General features: G+C 31.8%; 18 protein-coding genes and 3 riboswitches. Of the genes, 17 read left to right on the top strand and 1 reads right to left on the bottom strand.

All coding sequences use genetic code 11. From position 1 onward, the window contains the following. Positions 1–10: 10 nt before the first annotated feature. From J2Z42_RS07625 to J2Z42_RS07660, 8 genes are all read left to right on the top strand, one after another. On the top strand, positions 11–1,414 hold the full coding sequence (locus J2Z42_RS07625; protein WP_209702053.1) for an aminotransferase class III-fold pyridoxal phosphate-dependent enzyme: 1,404 nt from the start codon (positions 11–13) through the stop codon (positions 1,412–1,414). 60 nt (positions 1,415–1,474) lie between these two features. Then, positions 1,475–2,551, top strand: a complete 1,077-nt coding sequence (locus tag J2Z42_RS07630) for an ABC transporter substrate-binding protein (RefSeq protein WP_209702054.1) — start codon at positions 1,475–1,477, stop codon at positions 2,549–2,551. A gap of 13 nt (positions 2,552–2,564) precedes the next feature. Next, positions 2,565–2,903: a P-II family nitrogen regulator gene (locus J2Z42_RS07635; protein ID WP_209702055.1), complete on the top strand. Its 339-nt coding sequence runs from the start codon at positions 2,565–2,567 to the stop codon at positions 2,901–2,903. A 45-nt stretch (positions 2,904–2,948) separates the two neighbouring features. Further along, positions 2,949–4,070, top strand: a complete 1,122-nt coding sequence (locus tag J2Z42_RS07640) for an ABC transporter ATP-binding protein (protein WP_209702117.1) — start codon at positions 2,949–2,951, stop codon at positions 4,068–4,070. Then, positions 4,067–4,918, top strand: a complete 852-nt coding sequence (locus J2Z42_RS07645) for an ABC transporter permease (protein WP_209702056.1) — start codon at positions 4,067–4,069, stop codon at positions 4,916–4,918. The genes J2Z42_RS07640 and J2Z42_RS07645 overlap by 4 nt, the downstream gene beginning before the upstream one ends. Positions 4,919–4,930: 12 nt before the next feature. Next, positions 4,931–5,740: an ABC transporter permease gene (locus J2Z42_RS07650; protein ID WP_209702057.1), complete on the top strand. Its 810-nt coding sequence runs from the start codon at positions 4,931–4,933 to the stop codon at positions 5,738–5,740. A gap of 34 nt (positions 5,741–5,774) precedes the next feature. Next, positions 5,775–6,950: an iron-containing alcohol dehydrogenase gene (locus J2Z42_RS07655; protein WP_209702058.1), complete on the top strand. Its 1,176-nt coding sequence runs from the start codon at positions 5,775–5,777 to the stop codon at positions 6,948–6,950. Positions 6,951–7,026: 76 nt separating this feature from the next. Further along, a complete protein-coding gene (locus tag J2Z42_RS07660; protein WP_209702059.1) occupies positions 7,027–7,557 on the top strand; it encodes a phosphatase PAP2 family protein in 531 nt (176 codons plus the stop codon). On the opposite strand, the gene J2Z42_RS07665 is transcribed toward J2Z42_RS07660, so the two are convergent. Next, positions 7,551–8,168, bottom strand: coding sequence for a histidine phosphatase family protein (locus J2Z42_RS07665; RefSeq protein WP_209702060.1), 618 nt, complete (start codon positions 8,166–8,168; stop codon positions 7,551–7,553). The genes J2Z42_RS07660 and J2Z42_RS07665 overlap by 7 nt on opposite strands. Before the next feature lie 158 nt (positions 8,169–8,326). Next, positions 8,327–8,426: riboswitch (SAM riboswitch) on the top strand. Positions 8,427–8,472: 46 nt separating this feature from the next. Here J2Z42_RS07665 and J2Z42_RS07670 point away from each other — a divergent pair. The 9 genes from J2Z42_RS07670 to J2Z42_RS07710 all read left to right on the top strand — a co-directional run bounded on the left by J2Z42_RS07670 (position 8,473) and on the right by J2Z42_RS07710 (position 20,232). Then, the gene (locus tag J2Z42_RS07670) at positions 8,473–9,681 is read left to right on the top strand and encodes an ROK family transcriptional regulator (protein ID WP_209702061.1); all 1,209 of its coding nucleotides are present in this window, start codon (positions 8,473–8,475) and stop codon (positions 9,679–9,681) included. A 42-nt stretch (positions 9,682–9,723) separates the two neighbouring features. Continuing rightward, on the top strand, positions 9,724–9,939 hold the full coding sequence (gene thiS / locus J2Z42_RS07675) for a sulfur carrier protein ThiS (RefSeq protein WP_209702062.1): 216 nt from the start codon (positions 9,724–9,726) through the stop codon (positions 9,937–9,939). Continuing rightward, entirely contained in the window at positions 9,929–10,759 is an 831-nt protein-coding gene (locus J2Z42_RS07680; RefSeq protein WP_209702063.1) for a HesA/MoeB/ThiF family protein, read from the top strand. Before thiS ends, J2Z42_RS07680 begins: the two co-directional genes overlap by 11 nt. Before the next feature lie 5 nt (positions 10,760–10,764). Further along, a complete protein-coding gene (locus J2Z42_RS07685) occupies positions 10,765–11,175 on the top strand; it encodes a M67 family metallopeptidase (protein WP_209702064.1) in 411 nt (136 codons plus the stop codon). A gap of 20 nt (positions 11,176–11,195) precedes the next feature. After that, positions 11,196–13,511 carry a ferredoxin-like domain-containing protein gene (locus tag J2Z42_RS07690; RefSeq protein ID WP_209702065.1) on the top strand — a complete coding sequence of 772 codons (2,316 nt, stop codon included), beginning with the start codon at positions 11,196–11,198 and terminating at the stop codon, positions 13,509–13,511. Positions 13,512–13,537: 26 nt separating this feature from the next. Continuing rightward, positions 13,538–14,761: an O-acetylhomoserine aminocarboxypropyltransferase/cysteine synthase family protein gene (locus tag J2Z42_RS07695; protein WP_209702066.1), complete on the top strand. Its 1,224-nt coding sequence runs from the start codon at positions 13,538–13,540 to the stop codon at positions 14,759–14,761. A 287-nt stretch (positions 14,762–15,048) separates the two neighbouring features. Continuing rightward, complete coding sequence (locus J2Z42_RS07700; RefSeq protein ID WP_209702067.1) at positions 15,049–17,865, top strand: cation-translocating P-type ATPase; 2,817 nt, start codon at positions 15,049–15,051, stop codon at positions 17,863–17,865. Positions 17,866–18,118: 253 nt separating this feature from the next. Further along, positions 18,119–19,792 (top strand): acetolactate synthase large subunit, encoded by a 1,674-nt coding sequence (locus tag J2Z42_RS07705; protein WP_209702068.1) that lies wholly within the window; start codon positions 18,119–18,121, stop codon positions 19,790–19,792. Between the two features lie 80 nt (positions 19,793–19,872). Continuing rightward, positions 19,873–19,976, top strand: a riboswitch (SAM riboswitch). Positions 19,977–20,073: 97 nt separating this feature from the next. Then, complete coding sequence (locus J2Z42_RS07710; protein ID WP_209702069.1) at positions 20,074–20,232, top strand: DUF2292 domain-containing protein; 159 nt, start codon at positions 20,074–20,076, stop codon at positions 20,230–20,232. A gap of 127 nt (positions 20,233–20,359) precedes the next feature. Then, positions 20,360–20,463: riboswitch (SAM riboswitch) on the top strand. Positions 20,464–20,498: the final 35 nt, after the last annotated feature.

Genomic DNA, 20,498 nt, shown 5'->3' on the forward strand with positions numbered 1-20,498 from the left:
GGATGAAATTATGTATAATAAAACAGAAATTATCAAAGATTTAGATAGAATTATAGGTTATATTGAAAGTACCGGTGAGTTGGACAAGAAAGATAGAGAACTTATTACATCAGAAACTGTAGATAATATCAGAAATTATTTAAATAAAGGATGGATTGATATTAGAAAGTCAACAGATTCTGAAGACGGTAGAGAAGAAGCAGAACCTGTAATTGAATGGAGTGATGGCGGAGAATATTTTTATGACTTAAATGGTGAAAGATATATTGACTGTCTGGGTGGATATGGAGTATTTACTCCAGGGCATAGAAATCCGGAAATTACGAAGTATGTAAAATTGCAGTTATCGCGTCTTGGGTTACATTCTCAAGAATTGCTTGAACCACTGAGGGCATATCTTGCTAAGACGTTTGAATTAATAACACCTGGAGATTTACAATATGCGTTTTTTACAAATGGTGGTGCAGAGGCTATTGAAATGTCGCTTAAACTTGCAAGATTATATACAGGCAAAAAGTGGTATATATCAACTTTAAATGCATTTCACGGAAAATCAAATGGAGCTCTTTCTGCTACAGGTAAGGGATTTACAAGAAAAGCATTTTTACCAATGGTACAGCAAACATTTCATGTTGAATATGGAAATGCAGAAGAGACACGTACTGCTATTAGAAATTTGACACATGTAGGAGAAGAAGTAGCTGCAGTGATTGTAGAACCTATACAGGGTGAAGGTGGAGTTATAATACCACCTAAAGGATATTTGAAAGAACTTCGTGAAATATGTGATGAATATGGTGCATTACTTATATTTGATGAAATACAAACTGGAATGGGACGTACAGGTACTTTATGGAGATGTGAAGCTGAAGGGGTTGTTCCAGATATACTGGCCTTTGGTAAGGCAATAGGTGGAGGCATAATTCCTATGACAGGTATTGTGGCAAAACCGAAATTATGGACTCAACCTTTGATTGAAAATCCTAATTTGCTTGGATCTCCTACATTTGGAGGAAATCCTGTTGCATGTTCAGCAGCACTTGCAACTATAAAGTATACACTTGAAAATGATATACCGGGTATGTGCAAGAAAAAAGGAGAAACTATATTGAAGGAACTTAAAAAATTAAAACTAGATTTTCCAAAGGTTTTAAAAGATGTTCGAGGAGCAGGTCTTCTTATAGCTATGGAATTTGATGATAGTAAAATAGGATACTATGTTGCTAAAAAATTATTTGAAAATAAGATATTGACTGCAGGAACTGAAATTAATGCAAAGGTAATTCGTATAGAACCGCCTGCTTGTATTTCATATGAATCAATCGGCATTCTTTTAAACACTCTTAAAGGAGTACTTCAGGAAACTGAAATAGAATTTAAATTAGCTGATTTTGCTGCTGCTGCTATTGAATAACTATAAAAATGTTGTGTTTGACATGCATTTACTATAATAATTTGAATTGGAGGTATTAGAATGAAAAAAATTAGAAATATGATAATATTTTCTTCTATAATAACATTACTTTTAACTGCTTTCACAGGTTGTGGAAGTCAAGACAAGGCAACTAAAAATGGATATGCTAAAGAAATACATTTGTATAACTGGACAGAATATATGCCAGACTCAGTTTTTAAAGAATTTGAAAAAGAATATGGCATAAAAGTAATTCAATCAACCTATTCATCAAATGAAGAAATGATGGCAAAACTTATAGCAGGTGGTACATCACAGTATGATGTTGCTGTTCCAAGTAACTATATTATAAAAGCTTTAAATGACAAAAAACTAATACAGCCAATTGATAAAAGCAGTATCAAAAATCTTTCAAATATTAATGGAGATTTTTTAAATCAAAGTTTTGACAAGGGAAATAAGTATACAGTTCCATATATGATGAGTATGTCTGTACTTGCAGTAAATAAGAAAAAGTTAAGTCAGCTTGGCATTACAATTAATAGTTACAATGATTTGTTAAACCCTAAATTAAAAGAAAGTATTGTACTTCCAGATGATCAGCGTGAATGTATAGGTATAGCTCTTAAAGCACTAGGGTATACAGAAAATGAAACAGATCAAGCTAAGATTGATCAAGCAATGCAGTGGCTTAATAAATTGAAGCCAAACATTAAAGCATATGATAGTGATAGTCCTAAAACATTACTTATTTCAAATGAAGTATCTGTTGGTCTTGTATGGAATGCTGAAGCAGCTCTTGCTATGAAGCAAAATAAAGATATACAGGTTATATTTCCTAAAGAGCCTTCATCTATGTCTCTTGATAGTTTTGTTATACCAGCCGGTTCAAAACATAAAAAGGAAGCAGAGTTATTTATAAATTTTGTATTACAGCCTAAGATAAGCAAAATGATTTCAGATGTGTATCCATATGCAAATCCTAATAAGGCAGCTAAATCTTTGCTTGGCAAAGATTATATAAATAATCCTGCAAGTAATTTACCAGAAAGTGAGATAAAGAAAGGAGAATTCCTTCAAGATATAGGAACTTCAGTTAAATATTACGATAGCGTTTGGACTAAGTTTAAAAATTAGGGGGAGTATTGTAATGAAAAAGATAGAGATAATTACCCGTACAGAAAAGTTAAATGATGTAAAAAAAGTATTAGCAAAAAATGAGTATATAGGTATGACGGTGACTGCAGTTATGGGCTGCGGCCACCAAAAAGGAGTTATTCCTGAATTCAAAGGTATGGATTTTGAAATCAACCTGCTTCCAAAAGTACAGATCATGACTGTTGTTTTAGATGAGGATGTTGAAGAAATTTTAAGAGATATAAAGGAAACTTTATCTACAGGTACTGTTGGAGACGGAAAAGTTTTTATATCTGATATTAGCGATGTAATGAGAATTCGTACAGGCGAAAGAGGAGAATCAATTCTGTAAATTAAAAATGCTAACTAAAAGGAGTGGTTTATTTTGGACGATTCAATGAACAATGTAATTGAAATCAAAGATGTAGAAAAAATATTTGGAGATAATGCAGTAATTAAAAAGATTAATCTTAATGTTAGAGAAGGGGAATTTTTAACTTTTCTAGGTCCGTCTGGCTGTGGAAAAACTACTACACTTAGAATGATTGCAGGTTTTGAAAATGTTACAAGAGGAACTATTTTAATTGCTGGGGAAAATGTAGAAAATATGAAACCATATCAGAGAAATGTAAATACAGTTTTTCAAAATTATGCATTATTTCCACATATGAATGTATATGATAATATTGCTTTTGGACTTGTAGAGAAAAAAGTTAAGAAATCAGAAATTAAAGAGAGAGTCAATGAAATGCTTACTTTAGTACAACTTAGCGGATTTGAAAAAAGAATGCCTTCCCAGATGTCGGGTGGTCAAAAACAGCGTGTAGCTATTGCTCGTGCTTTAATTAATCGTCCAAAAGTATTACTCCTTGATGAACCATTAGGTGCGTTGGATTTAAAATTAAGAAAACAGATGCAAGTAGAATTGAAACATTTGCAAAGAAAATTGGGGATTACGTTTATATATGTTACTCACGACCAGGAAGAAGCTCTTACCATGAGTGACAGAATAGTAATTATGAATAATGGAAATATTGAACAGGTTGGAAAACCGGATGAAATATATGAGCACCCTAAATCTAAATTTGTTGCCAGCTTTATTGGTGAATCAAACATTCTTGAGGCAAACATTGAGAAGATTGACAGGGACAAGCTAACAGCAATTGTAGAATCAGGGACAATTACAGTTTATGGAAAAAATATGGCTATTGAAGAGATGGTGTATATATCTGTAAGGCCTGAAAAGCTTAAATGTTCTATTACTCCTGTAGACGGATTTACCCTAAAAGGTTATGTCAAAGAACATATATATGTAGGTTCTATTATAAAAACTGTTATTGAATTGCCAAATGGATATAGGCTAAAAATGAATTCCATGTCCGGTACAAAACTTCTTGACATTGATCAATTAGTATATGTTTATTGGAACAAAAATGATGCAGTCATCATGCGTACTAAAGAAGAAAAAATATACAATATAATAGAAAATGTCCCACAAATTAAGGAGGTGGGATTATGAAAAAAAGAAATAACATTTTACCGGCAACTATTACAATCGGACCTATAATATTATGGATGTCATTGTTTATTCTTATTCCAATGCTGTACATTTTTGTAATGAGCTTTTTGGAAAAAGGAACATATGGTGGCATAGTGGCTAAACTTACACTTAAAAATTACAGCGATTTGCTGAATCCACTTTATATAAACATTTATGTAACTTCGATTTATATAGCTGTCCTTACAACTGTTATATGTCTGATACTTGGCTACCCTTTTGCGTACATTATATGTAATTCAAGTAAAGGTATGAAGGCCACGCTTGTAACTCTTATAATGCTTCCATTTTGGATTAATTCGCTTATAAGGACATATGGATGGAATACCCTGCTTAGAACAGAAGGTGTTATAAACACTATATTGTTGAAGATTGGGCTTATAAATCATCCTTTAACAATGTTATATACGAATGGTGCTGTACTGCTTGGTATGGTGTACACACTTTTCCCATTTATGATTCTTCCTCTATATACTTCTATAGAAAAATTGGATAAATCATTAATTGAGGCTTCAAATGATCTTGGAGCGAGTCGTATTCACACATTTTTTAGAGTGATTTTACCGCTTACCATGCCGGGGATATTTGCAGGCTCCATACAGGTTTTTATTCCTACTTTAGGATATTTCTTTATATCAGATATGATGGGCGGTGGAAAATCCATACTTATAGGTAATCTTATAAAGAATCAATTTTTATCTGCGAGAAACTGGCCGCTTGGTGCGTCACTGTCTATATTGCTTATTTTACTTACAATAGTTTTAATGAAGCTGTATGGTAAGATAGGCAAAGTAGAAGATATGGTATAGGAGGGTAAGTATATGAAAAAGAAAAAAGAAAAAAAAGGATTAAATGCGGTATCACTAATTTATGCTTGCCTTATATATGCTTTTTTATATCTGCCTATATTGGTAGTTATAATATTCTCTTTTAATACTTCTGAAATGAATGTTAAATTTGAAGGATTTACGCTATCATGGTATGTTAAAATGCTTGATAATACAGATTTAATGAATGCATTTAAGACAACTGTAATTGTTGCAGCTGCAAGTACTGCTTTATCAGTATTTATTGGAACAATTTCTGCTTTTGGAATGTTCAAATTTAAATTTAAGGGGAAATCAGTTATAGATTCACTGCTTTATATTCCTATAGTTATACCTGAAATTGTGTTAGGTATAGCTCTTCTAGCATTTTTTACAGCTATAAATATGCCAATGGGTTTATTGACACTTATTATAGCACATGTCACATTTTGTGTACCTTTTGTTGTAATTACAGTGCGTGCAAGACTTTCTGGATATGATATGTCCATTGAGGAAGCCAGCATGGATTTGGGGGCTAATCAATGGAGGACTTTTAGGAGGGTTACTTTGCCTATTATTGCACCTGGGGTGGCATCTGGTGCCATGCTTGCACTTACAATATCACTTGATGATGTAATAGTTAGCTTTTTTACATCAGGACCTGATGATATGACATTGCCAATTAAAATTTTTGGAATGGTTAGAAAAGGAGTATCGCCTGATGTTAATGCGCTGTCAACTGTTATGATTTTAGCTACTATATTGATTATGATCACTTACAAAATTATTGAAAGAAATTCTGAGAAAAGACAGGGTAGAATTTAAGAATATTTTAAATTTATTAAGAGGGAGCTCGTTTATGTTTAGTTTTTATATGCCATCACATTTATATATCGGGGAAGGCAGTTTAAAAAAATTAAGTGAAATAGATATTCCGGGAAGTAAGGGGTTGATTGTAACAACTTCGGGAAAATCTGTAAAAAAGTATGGATATTTAAATAGAGTTCAGGCTTTTTTGGAAATTCAGGGAGTGAAAACTATTGTATACGACAAAGCAAATGCAAATCCAACAAGTAAAGGTGTGATGGAAGGGGCAAAAATAGCTCGAGAGAATAATTGCGATATTATAATAGGTCTGGGCGGAGGAAGTGCTATAGATACTGCAAAGTGTATAGCTGCCATGGCTGTTAACCCGGGTGACTTATGGGATTACATTGAGTCAGGAACTGGCAAAAATAAAATGTTGCAGAATAATCCGCTTCCTATAATTGCAATACCTACAACTTCCGGTACAGGTACTGAAGCTGATCCATGGGCAGTGACTACAAATGAAAGAACCAAAGAAAAAATTGACTTTGGTAATGATAAAACATTTCCCTGTATTTCTATCGTAGATCCTGAGCTAATGATGACAGTACCAAAAAAGTTGAGTGTATATCAAGGGTTTGATGCTTTGTTTCATTCTACAGAAGGATTTATTGCAGCAGCAGCTAATCCTATAAGTGATGCATTAGCTATAAAAGCTATTGAACTTATTGCAAAATATCTTCCAAGGGCAGCGGCTGACGGCAATGACAGAGAAGCTAGAAGTAATATGGCTGTGGCAAGTACAATAAGTGGAATTGTAGAGAGTATATCCAATTGTACGAGTGAACATTCAATTGAGCATGCACTAAGTGGATTTCATCCGGATTTGCCGCATGGTGCAGGGCTTATAGCAATATGTATAGCATATTATGAAAAGTTTTTGGATATTTCAAAAGACAAATACATTATTATGGCAAAAGCTATGGGTGAAGACATAGAAGAGTATAGCGATGATAAAAAGCAGTATGCATTTATTTCTGCACTTAAAAAACTACAACTTTCTTGTGGAACAGCAAATATCCGACTATCTGATTATGGAGTTGAAAGTGAAAAAATAGGTCAGTATGCCAAATCAGCTTATGATACTATGGGAGAACTTTTTGACATGGATCCAAGGAGATTATCTTTTGATGAAACTTGTGAAATAATTGAAAAATCTTTGAAGTAATAAGTGATATTATAGTAAATAATATATGTTATAATGTTAAAGTATTTATACTAAATTACTTTGAGGATGAGAAAATATGTTTCTATTAATAAATGAATTTGATATTTATATATTGCAATTTATACAAAACAATATGCATACACCTGTTCTCGACAAGTTGATGATTTTTGCCACTAAATTGGGAAACAATGGCTTAATATGGATATTTATATCAATATTATTGATAATTATATCAAAAAAACATAAAAAAGCAGGTTTTGTAACTTTGCTTGCTTTATTTATTGGAGCTATGTTGGGAGAGGTAATAATAAAACATATAGTCCAAAGACCAAGACCATTTTTAGAGATGAATACTATAAAGCTTTTGATCCCAAAACCAAAATCTTTTTCATTCCCGTCAGGGCATACAACTGCAGCATTTGCAGCGGTAGTTGTATTGTCCAGATATTTTAAAAAATATTCTATTGAATTTTTTATTCTGGCTTTTTTGATAGCTTTTTCAAGAATGTATCTATGTGTACATTATCCAACAGATGTTTTAGCAGGAATTATTTTAGGCATAATATCCGGCAAAATTGCGCTTGGAATAGCTTCAAAATTTTATTGATTGTTCAAATGGGATGTATCATTTATTGTTAATATAATAGGGTTTAAATCATCATCAAAAATAAGTCTGCATATAGAAGTATTTGAAAGTAAAATTTTATGATACATGGTTAGTTTCCAATCAAATAAACCTGTTAAACCAGCTTTGATTATTCCACCATGAGCTACTATTATAGTTTTTTTATGAGGATGTTTTTTTACTATAGATAGCATGGCATCCTTAGCTCTAATGCAGGCTCTTTTAAGACTTAAATCTCCACCACATATAGGGCCTTCCTTATCATCGGTTTCCCATTTTATATATTCTTCTTTAAAGTTACTTTTTATTTCAGATAAAGTGAGTCCCTCCCATTCTCCAAAATTGATTTCACGTAAATTATCAACTACTACAGGAGTTTTATCTGTATTTTTAGCAATTATTTCTGCAGTTTTTCTAGCTCTTTTTAGAGGACTTACATAAATATAATCAAAATTACCATTCAGATGTTTGGATAATTTTTCAGCCTGCATTATACCATTTTCACTTAAAGCTATATCTGAACAACCTTGGAATTTACCTAGTTTATTCCATTCAGTTTCACCATGTCTTATCAATAACAATTCTGTATTCATAAAAAATATCTCCTATGCCAATATTAAAAATAATTTTTAAAAGTTTATCTATATAGATACTAAAATATTCATCTTAGTAAGTCAACATAAAATTTTTCACATAATTATTGACAAGTTTAATTTAAATATGATACTATAACAATAATTAAATATGGATATTCTTATCTAGAGAGGCGGAGGGACTGGCCCTGTGATGCCCGGCAACCTGATTAATTCAACGGTGCCAATTCCAGCAGGTAGATGCCTGAAAGATGAGAAACTTGAAGAAAAGCTTTCTTGTTACTCATAACTAGGGAAGCTTTTTATGTATCCCGATTTAATAAATTTAATTTATAAACTTATCACCAAAAAAGTTAAAAGATTAGTAAAGGTTGCTGAGAGAATAATTATGAATTGCAGTTATGATTTATTTAATAGTATGCGGCATGAAGAAAAAGATATATTAAACTTACTTCAAAAGAATGGTTCCATGACTAAAAATGATATTTTGTGCAAGCTTAAAATGAAATTGACATCATTAAACCGTTTGATGGATCCTCTTGAGGAGAATAAAATTATAATCAAGTATTCTATAGGAAAATCAAGTGGCGGAAGAAAACCGGTACTGTATGATGTGAGTCTCTGTAATTTTTATATAATAGGCATTGAAATATCTAGAGAATATACAGAAGTAGTACTTACTAATTTTAGGATTCAGATAATATATAAAGAAAAATTTAAAATGGACAGTTCATTTACTCCTTATAAAACAGCATTTAAAATATTGGAGATTATAAATAAAGCTGTAGAAAAGCTAATGATTTGTTCCGTAGGGTTGTTTGGAATAGGGGTATCCATACCTGGAAATTTTGAAAATTTTTATTGTAATGGATGGAGTAATGATGAAGTAAAGATTGCTATGGAAAAAGTTTTGGAATGCCCGGTTGTTATTCAATATGGTGCAACTGCTGCAGCAGTTGCAGAATGTTATTATGGATTTAAGAATGAATTTAAAAATGTCGGCTATTTTAATTGTGGATCTAATATAAGGACAGGTATAATTTTGAATGGCAAAATTTTGGGAGCAAGAAACGATATAGAAGATGCTCTTGGACACATGATTTTAAAAGATTATGGCACTATACAGGATTGCTGCTCAGAAAAGGCAATAACAAAAAAATTTGCATCAAAAAATAATTATTCGAGTGAAGTTAGATATAAAGATGTCTGTACTGCAGCCAGTAGTGGTGATGAAATTGCGCAAAATGTAATAAAAGAAGCAGCTTATATTTTGGGATTAGGTCTTGCAAATTATATAACGATGCTTGACTTGAGGGCTGTAATATTAAGCGGCTCGTTGATTGAAAATTCAAAGCTATTTTATGATACTTGCATTAAAACTGTAATAGAAAAATCAAATATTAATGAAAAAAATAAAGTTATTTTTAAATCAGGTGGATTTTTCAATAAAGATGCAATTTCAGCAGGGGCAGCAGCGGTGGTTGTTGAGAAATACCTGGATAATAACTTTTGAATAAATTACTTTATATTGTTGTATACAAAGAGGAGGAAAATTATGATTATAAAAGTAAATGGGGAAGACAAGGAAATAAAAGATGGTGTAAATGTAACTGAAATTTTAAAGATCGAAAATGTTGAAATGCCAGATATGGTTTCAGTTCAATTAAATGATGAATTTATAGATAGAGACAAATTTGATGCTACAATTTTAAAGCAGAATGATAAGATAGACTTTTTATATTTCATGGGAGGCGGATCTTTTGGACTTTAATGAGGAGCAGATTGAGAGATATTCAAGACATATAATACTTTCAGAAGTTGGAGTGGAAGGGCAGGAAAAACTTTTAAACTCAAAGGTCCTTGTAATTGGAACTGGCGGACTTGGAGCACCTGCTGCAATGTATCTTGCAGCCGCAGGTATTGGAACTATAGGACTTGTGGATGGAGATGTAGTTGATCTTTCAAATCTTCAAAGGCAGATAATACATCAAACTAAAGATGTAGGAAAACCAAAGGTTCAATCAGGAAAAGAGACTATAAATGAATTAAATCCAGATGTAGATGTAGTTACTTACAATGAAATCGCAGATTCAAGCAACATATTAGACATTATAAAAGATAAGGACTATGATTTTATAATAGATGGAACCGACAATTTTCCAGCTAAGTTTTTGATAAATGATGCTTGTGTGCTTGCAAAGAAGCCATTTTCCCACGGAGGAATAATAAGATTTCAGGGACAGCTCACAACTTACATACCGGATAATGGAACACCATGCTATAGATGTATATTCCAATCACCACCACCAGCTGGTGTAGTGCCAACTTGCAGGGAAGCAGGTGTTTTAGGAGTTATGGGTGGTGTAATAGGTTCACTTCAAGCTTCAGAAGCTCTTAAATATATTTTGAACATAGGAGACAACCTTGCTGGATATCTTTTAACTTATAATGCACTCACAATGCAGTTTAGAAAGATAAAGGTATCTAAAAATAAAAACTGTGGAATATGCAGTGACCATCCTACTATAACAAATCTTATAGATTATGAGCAGGCGGCTTGTGATCTTAAAACAGGAAAATTAAAAGGGTGATTAATATGATTTATTTAGATGAATTGGAATATAAAAAGATTGTTAAACAAGCAAAGGCAGAATTTCCTGATGAATGCTGTGGATATTTAGGTGGAGTTAAAAATGGAGAAGATATATCTATAAAGAAAATATATCCTCTTACTAATATAGATCACAGTAATGAACACTTTTCTATGGATCCAAAAGAACAATTTGATTGTATAAAAAGTATGAGAAGTGAAGATTTAAGCATGGTTGGAAATTATCATTCTCATCCAGAATCTCCATCCAGGCCGTCTGAAGAGGATAAAAGATTGGCTTTTGACCCAACAATATTGTATGGAATTTTATCACTTCAAGACAAAGAGCCGGTATTTAATATTTTTAAGGTAGATAAAGAAAAAAATGTAGAAAAACTTAAATATAAACTTGTTTAAAATAAAGGGGTGAATGTTTTATGATAGATATTAACGAAGGTAATTACAAGGCTATAGAAGATATTAAAGAAAAATCGGATCAGTATGCAAATGGAACTATAGATCCAGTCAGATTTAAGGCATTCAGAGTTTCCATGGGATTTTATGAACAGAGAAAAAAGGAAACCTATATGGTAAGGACAAGGGTGCCGGGTGGAGTTATAAATTTAAAGCAATTTCAGTGCATAAGTGAACTTGGAAGAAAATATGCAGATGGGAAAATTAGATTTACTTCAAGACAGGATATACAGTTTCAAAGTGTTGATTTAAAATCTGCATATCCAATAATGAAATCACTTATTGAGGTAGGGATAATTACAAAAGGTACGGGTGGAAATACTGTAAGAAATATAGAATGTTCACCTTTATCAGGAGTTTCGTTAGATGATGTATTTGATGTAACACCTTATATGAAGGCAGCAACTAATTATCTAATAAAAGATCCAACTACTATGAATATGCCAAGAAAATACAAGATAGCTTTTTCAAATAGTCCTGCAGATACTGGAAATGCAGCAATATCTGATCTTGGATTTATAGCTAAAATAGTAGATGGCAAGAGAGGATTTGAATTATACGGTGCCGGCGGCTTTGGCGGAAGTCCAAGAGTAGCTATAAAACTTAGAGATTTTATAGAGGACAAGAACATTTTATACTATATTCAAGCGATGAAAAATCTTTTTGAAGCTGAGGGCGATAGAACTAATAAAAACAAGGCAAGAATAAGATTTATATTGAAGAGGCTTGGAAAAGAAAAATTTGTGGCAAGATTTAATGATGAAGTAGATAAATTAAAGTCAGAGGGCAAACTTGATATAAGTGTAAATAAAGATGAATTTATGTTGCACAAGAAATCAAATATTGTAAAAGAAGTTAAGTTGTCAAAAGGACTTGAAAATGTAATATTCCCTCAGAAACAAGCAGGATATTATTCAGTTTATATTCATCCGCAAAGTGGACATTTACAGGTGGATAATTTAGATAAGGTACTTAATTTTGTTAAAGATTTAGATTATGAAGTGTCTATAAGGACTACAAATACCCAGGGGTTTTTTATAAGAGATTTGAAAGAGAAAGATGCAGGCAAGTTAGCAGGTATAATATCTAGCTTTTCTTCTAAATATAATCTTTTTAACTCATTGACCTGTGTTGGTGCTTCAACATGTCAGCTTGGACTTTGTCTGTCACAAAATCTTTTGACTGCAATAAAGAAAGAATTTGAGCCATTATCAGATGATTTGAAGGATCAACTTCCAAGGCTTTATATATCAGGGTGTCCAAATTCATGTGCACAACATGAAAAAGCCCCACTTGGACTTCATGGAAGAGCCAAGAGGACTCAAAATGGATTAATACCCATGTATTCAGTGTCATTTGGAGGAAGAGTTGGAAGCAGTGCAATAATGGGCGAGGAATACGGTGATATTCCAGCTAAAAAGATACTTGAATTTCTTCATAAATTAGCAGAGTTGAAGTTAAGTTCGGGATACGAAGATTTTTATGAATTCATAAATAATAATGAGCAGCAGATAAGGGGTTTAGCAGCCGAATATACAAATATAGAGAAATTTGTAGATGATGAAGATATTTATTATGATTTTGAAGCTTGTGAAAAATTCTCATTAAAGGGACGTGGACCTGGAGAATGCAGCAGTGGAGTACTTGATGTTATAAAACTTGATTTATCAAATGCTAAAGCTTCTCTTGACAAGTACAAAGAATTAAAGAATGATAATGATTTATATTTATCAGCGTTGTCATCTGCAAGGACACTTCTGGTTTTAAGAGGGGTAGACTCAAATAAACACAGAGAAATATTCAAAGAGTTTGAAAAGAATTTTATAGATACTGGATATGTGAAAGCTTCAATAAAGAATCTGTTTGAAAATCTTCTTGACTATAAACTTGGAGATATAGAGGATATTTCAGATAAATTGGCTGATATAGAATATCTATATAATAAAGTAAAAGCTATGTATGAATCATTAAATGGAAAGCTTGAAATAACACTTCCAAAGGAAAAAGAAGTTTTAAAGCAGAATGAAGATGTTGAAAAATCAGAGAACTCAGGTGAATACAAGGTTGTTGACTTTAGAGGAGTAAAATGCCCAATAAACTTTGTCAAAGTAAAGATAGAACTTTCTAAAATAAAATCAGGAGAAAAAAGAGGATTTTATTTAGATGATGGTGATCCAATAAAGAATGTTCCACAAAGTGTAAAAAGAGAAGGGCATAAAATAATTTCTATAGATTCAAATTATGATGGCTATAATCTTATAATTATAGAAAAAAAATAATATTTGTAATTAATTGGGGTGAAATTATGAAATTTAATACTAAGCTTATACATGGAAATTCGAAATTGGATGGAACTGGAGCAACAAATACCCCTATATACCTTTCAAATGCCTATGCACATACAAGTGCAGAAAAGCTTGAAAATATATTTCAGGGTAAGGATATGGGTTATGCATATACTAGAATATCTAACCCTACAGTTACTGCTTTTGAAAGAAGAATTGCAAGTATAGAAAATGGCCTCGTAGCTACATCTGCAGCATCTGGAATGAGTGCCATATATCTTGCTGTAATGAATGTAGTTCAAAGTGGAGATGAAATAATAGCCTCAAGTGGTCTCTATGGTGGTACATACACTTTAATGAGAAACTTGAAATCTTTTGGCATAAAGGTTAATTTTCTTGAAGATATAAATGAAGTTACATTAAATACTGCAATAAATGCGAAAACCAAGTTGGTTTTCGCAGAAACTATTGGAAATCCAAGACTGGATGTTCTTGATATAGAAGAGGTATCAAAAGTTTGCAGGGATAATAATATCATATTTATTATAGATTCTACTATGACTACTCCATATCTTGTAAAACCATTTGAATATGGTGCCGATATTGTAATACATTCTACATCTAAATATATAAATGGTACCTCTAATGCAATAGGAGGAGTTATTGTAGATGGCGGCAGCAGCAAGTATGCAGATGAGAAATACGAAAACTTTAAACCATATACTAAAAAATTTGGGAAAATGGCATTTACAGCTAAATTAAAAGATACCATAGGAAGAGATATCGGACCTGCATTATCTCCAGCCAATGCATTTCTAAATCTTACAGGTGTTGAAACTTTGTCACTTAGAATGAAGGAGCATTGCAAAAATGCTCTTGCAGTTGCCAAATTTTTAGAGAGCAGTGAAAAGATAACTAGTGTAAACTATCCTGGACTTGTTAGTTCTAAATATCATAACCTGGCGAAAAAGTACTATAAAAATGGATATGGTGGAATTTTGACTTTCAGACTTGGAAACAAGGAAAAGGCTTTTAAATTTTTAGACAACTTAAAGCTTATATTGAACCTTACAAATATAGGCGATACTAAATCTATAATAATTCATCCTTCTTCTACTATATGTGCTAATAATACTGAAGATGAGAAAAGGCAAATGGGTGTTTATGATGATCTACTCAGATTGTCTGTAGGTATAGAAGATGTAGAGGACATAATAGAAGATATTAAAGAAGCACTTAGATAGTTAAGAATTAATTATACACTATTAATTATTAACTATGTTGTTGACATGATGACTATTTTTTATTATACTTTTACTAATTGATATATGTGTTTAGGTTAAAAGGGAGTAACTACCCATAAATTGGGAGATAAGGTCAACATACTGGTTTTTGATAAAAAAACCTGGCTTTATCATGGCTTTGCCACAGTAAGACTTTTAACACAATGGAATGTACTACATTTCATTGCGTTAAAGGTCTTTTATTTTATGATTAAAAACTAAATTGCAAACAAACGGGAGGAAGTATTATGGAATTTTTTCAAAAGTCTGCTGAAGAAACATTAAAGAAATTAAAAGTAGATAGAAATAAAGGTCTAAGTAATAATCAAATTATACAAAATCAAAAGTTATATGGAAAAAATGAATTTTCACCAAAGGAGAAAATATCTCTTTTTAAAAAGGTAATAGAATCTTTAAAGGAACCAATGATATTCATACTTCTTGTAGCGGCACTTATAACAATTGTTATAAATGTCTGCAGATATTTTCAAGGAACTCATGCATCATTTACAGAAAGCTTTGGAATATTGATTGCAATAATGCTATCTGTTGCGATCGGGATTGTTATGGAAGGCAGGTCTGAAAAAGCATTTGAATCCTTAAACGATATAAATGAAGATGCTAAAGTAAAAGTTTTGAGAGATGGAAAAATTCAGTATATACATAAAAAGGAATTGACTTTAGGAGACATTATAAAAATTGAAGCAGGTGATAAAATTCCAGCAGACTGTAGGTTGATATATTCAATGGAACTTAAAATAGATGAATCCATGCTTACAGGTGAGAGTACTTCAGTTGGCAAGAATTTCAAGGAAATAATAAATAACGGAAAAAGTCAGCTTCAAGATAAAATGAATATGGTTTTTGCCGGAACTTTTGTGACTTATGGAAGAGGAGAGGCAGTTGTAACTTCTATTGGTGATGAAACTGAAATGGGAAAAATTGCTGCTAATTTAAAGAATATACAGGATAAGTCAACACCTCTCCAGGAAAAACTCGAAAAGCTTGCAAAATCAATTACTGCGATTGGTATAGCTGCTGCAGCTTTAATTTTCTGTTATGAAATTTTTGAAATATACAGATTCAATGAGATTTCTTTTGATTCAATACAGAATGCATTTATGACAAGCGTGGCACTTATAGTTGCATCTGTTCCGGAAGGACTTCCAACTGTAGTTGCAATGACTCTGGCTATTAATATAATAAAAATGTCAAAAAGTAATGCTCTTGTTAGGAAGTTGATTGCTTGTGAAACTGTTGGATGTGTAAATGTAATATGTTCTGATAAAACAGGGACACTCACAAAAAATCAGATGACAGTTATAGATTTTTGGAGCAATGGAAAGTTAATGAATGCCAAAAATCTTAATGATATGTTTATAACAGAAAATTTTATACTTAATAGTACAGCTGATATAAGTATTGAAAATGGAAGGGTAAAGTTTATAGGAAATCCCACGGAATGTTCTATGTTAAGAGCTTTTTCAGATACTATTTGTTCCATAAATCCTGAAAAATGTATACATTTTGGAGATGATAGTTTTATATGTAGGAAAAAATGTGAAAAATATATGGACAATGGTAAAAAGAATATAAGCTATAGGTATATAAGAAATAACTCTAATACAGTATATCAGTATCCATTTAGCTCTGAAAAGAAGTCTATGACTACTATTGTTTCAGAAGATAACTCCTACAGGGCGTACACAAAAGGCAGTTTTGAGAAGATTGTATTTTTTTCAAGTAAAATTATAGTTGAAGGGAAAGTTAAAGAATTTACAAAAGAATTAAAGGATGAAATAAACAGAAGGGTAATGTCTTTAGAATCTCAGGGAAAGAGAATACTTGCGTTTTCTCATAAGGATATGGAGGCAGATAATAAAGATTGGCAGAGCGTTCAAGAAACAGTAGAGAAGGATATGATTTTTGATGGATTTGTATCTATTGCTGATCCACTTAGAGAAGATGTATACGAAGCAGTTAAAAAAAGTAGAGAATCTGGGATAGGTTTAAAAATATTAACGGGAGATAATAATATAACAGCTGAATCTATCGCAAGACAGCTTGATATAGTAGAGGGCGACAGCTTGATTTTAGACGCTTCAAAGATTGATAATATGTCTGACGGAGAATTATTAAATATACTTGATAAGGTAGTAGTAATTGCAAGAAGTAATCCTGAGACTAAGATGAGAGTTGTAAAACTTCTTAAAAAACAGGGAAATGTAGTTGCAGTTACAGGTGATGGAATAAATGATGCTCCAGCACTTAGAAATGCGGATGTAGGTATTGCTATGGGTATAACTGGTACAGAAGTTTCTAAGGAAGCTGCAGACATTGTACTTTTAGATGACTCTTTTTCAACTATATTGAAAGCTGTAAAGTGGGGAAGAGGTATTTATGAGAATTTTCAAAGATTTATACAATTTCAGCTCACAGTTAATCTGGTTGCGGTGCTTACTGTATTTTTATGCGAAATTCTTGGATTTTCAGCTCCATTTACGACAATACAGCTTTTGTGGGTAAATTTAATTATGGATGGTCCACCTGCACTTTCTCTTGGACTTGAATCGCTTAGGGATTACTTGATGGAAAGAAAGCCAATAGAGAGAAATGCAAGTATAATAACAAAAAATATGTTATTCAATATTATATTAAATGGATTATATATAGTTTTCATGATTATAATGCTTGTAAATAATCAAATTTTAGGAGGAACAGAGGCACAACAGACTAGTATTGTATTTACAACTTTTGTGTTATTTCAACTATTTAATTCATTTAATGCTAGGGAGCTTGGAAATGAAAGTGTATTTTTAAATTTTAAGAAAAATAAACCAATGGTAATTATCATATTGATTACATTCTTGATTCAAATAGTTATAACTCAATTTGGAGGAGAAGTTTTTAAAACATCACCATTATCTCTTGATATATGGATTAAAATTATAGCATATACGTTTTCAGTAATAGTATTTTCAGAAATTATAAGACTTACCAGAAGAGTATTTAAAATTTTTATTAAAGGAAACGAGTTTAAAGTTGCAGGTGAAAATCAAAAATAAATATATTTAATCAGTGCTTATTATTTTGAAATTTTTCTGTCAAAATAGATATGGAAAAAAATAAAATATATGATATAATAGGACAAGCAAGATAGAGTAATACTGCATTTTAAGGGGATAAATTATTCAAAATGTCAAAAATGGAATGTGAATAAAATTATTGCTTACAGTACAGATATAGGGACTTTATTGAATTATTTTATTCAAACTATATTGTGATAATATTAAAAATTTGAATGGAGGATGTTTTATTGTGTCAGCTGAATTGGAGAACAATAAAGAAATAAGCAGTGATAAAGCTGATTTAACTACGGCAAAGCTTTTAGTTAAATGTCTTGAAGCTGAAGGGGTGGAGTACATTTTTGGGATACCTGGAGAAGAAAATCTTGATGTTATAAATGCTATATATAATTCTTCTATAAAATTTATTACAACAAGACATGAACAGGGAGCTGCTTTTATGGCAGATGTTTATGGAAGACTTACAGGAAAACCAGGAGTTTGCCTTTCAACTTTGGGGCCAGGAGCAACTAATCTTATGACAGGGGTTGCAGATGCAAATCTTGATGGGGCACCATTGGTTGCAATTACAGGACAGGTTGGAACTAATAGGATGCACATAACTTCACATCAGTATCTTGATTTAGTTTCCATGTTCAAACCTGTTACAAAATGGAATAAGCAGATTGTAAGACCTGATACTGCACCCGAAATAGTTAGAAAAGCTTTTCAAAGAGCTGTCAGTGAAAAACCTGGAGCTGTTCATATTGATTTACCGGAAAATATTGCAGCTATGCCTGTAGTTGGTGAACCACTTAGAAAACCAGAACCTCAGAAGAGTTTCGCAAGTTACAGCAGCATAGAAAGAGCAGCTGTTGCTATATCAAGAGCAAAGAATCCAATAATATTAGCAGGTAATGCTGCAATACGTGCAAAGGCTAGCAATTCTATAAATGAAATGTCAAATAGGCTTAATATTCCAGTAGCTAATACATTTATGGGAAAAGGAATTATACCTTTTACCAGCAAATATTCACTCTGGAGTATAGGTTTATTTCAAAAAGATTATATAAACAAGATATTTGAAAAAACTGATTTGGTTATAGCAGTAGGATATGATTTAATAGAGTATTCACCTAACAAGTGGAATCCAAATGGTGATATAAAGATTATACATGTTGGAACAGAAAAAGCGGAAATCAATAAAAATTACCAACCAATGGTAGAAGTAGTAGGGGATATATCAGATTCCATATATGAAATTGTAAGGCGTTCTGACAGACAGTATAAACCTGATTATGCATGCGAAATAAGAGAAAACATGAAAAAGGATTATGAATTATTTGCAGAAGATAAATCATTTCCAATGAAACCACAGAAAATATTGTATGATGTTAGAAAGTTTATGGGTGAGGATGATATTGTAATTTCGGATGTAGGAGCACATAAAATGTGGGTTGCAAGAAATTATCACTGTTATAAGCCTAATACATGTATAATATCAAATGGATTTGCATCTATGGGTATAGCTATTCCAGGAGCAGTTGCTGCAAAGCTTGTTAACCCTGATAAAAAAGTTTTAGCCGTAACTGGAGATGGTGGTTTTATGATGAATTGCCAGGAGCTTGAAACAGCACTCAGAATAGGAACACCTTTTGTTACACTTATTTTTAATGACAGCAATTATGGACTTATAAAGTGGAAACAGGAAGAGAGATTTGGAAAATCCGCTTATATTAATTTTACTAATCCAAACTTCAAAGCTTTTGCTGAAAGTATGGGGCTTAAGGGATATACTATTAATAAATCTGATGAATTAATTCCAACTCTAGAAGATGCTTTTAAGCAAAAAGTACCTTGTGTAATAGATTGTAGGGTTGATTATAGCGAAAATCTAAAGTTGAAGGAACGAATAAAAGAAATATAAAAAATTCTTTATTGACAAATAAAAAAAAAGAATGTATAGTAGTTATAAATTAAAAATAAAAACAAAAATTAAATATTAATTTCTTATCAAGAGAGGCAGAGGGACTGGCCCTATGATGCCCGGCAACCTGGATGAATATTTCCAACGGTGCTAATTCCAGCAGGTAAAACCTGAAAGATGAGAAAAAGAAGAATTTTCAAGCCCTTCTTGCATTCATCTTGCAAGAGGGCTTTTTATATTTAAAATTTTATTTATTTATTTATTTATGGGGAGGGATAGAAGTGAATAAAAAAGGACTATATGTTAATAGTATTTCACAGCAGGATTTAAATAAATTACTTGATATGCTTAAGATAATAAGATATGGTTCAGTAACTTTGGTTATTCAGGATGGAAAAGTTGTACAAATAGAAAAAAGTGAAAAAGTTAGATTGGTATAGATTAATACTCAATCAAACTATATTAAACCATAAATAGATAAAAATTTTAAAATTTGTATTGACAAGTAAATTAAAACATTGTATAGTAAGTATAAATTAAAAATAAAACAAAAAATTAAAAATCAATTTCTTATCAAGAGAGGCAGAGGGACTGGCCCTATGATGCCCGGCAACCTGGATAAATATTTCCAACGGTGCTAATTCCAGCAGGTAAAACCTGAAAGATGAGAAACCCTAAGGATATAACTTCCTACAGTTTCTCTGCA

The organism is Clostridium algifaecis (genome assembly GCF_017874415.1).
Classification (GTDB): domain Bacteria; phylum Bacillota; class Clostridia; order Clostridiales; family Clostridiaceae; genus Clostridium_B; species Clostridium_B algifaecis.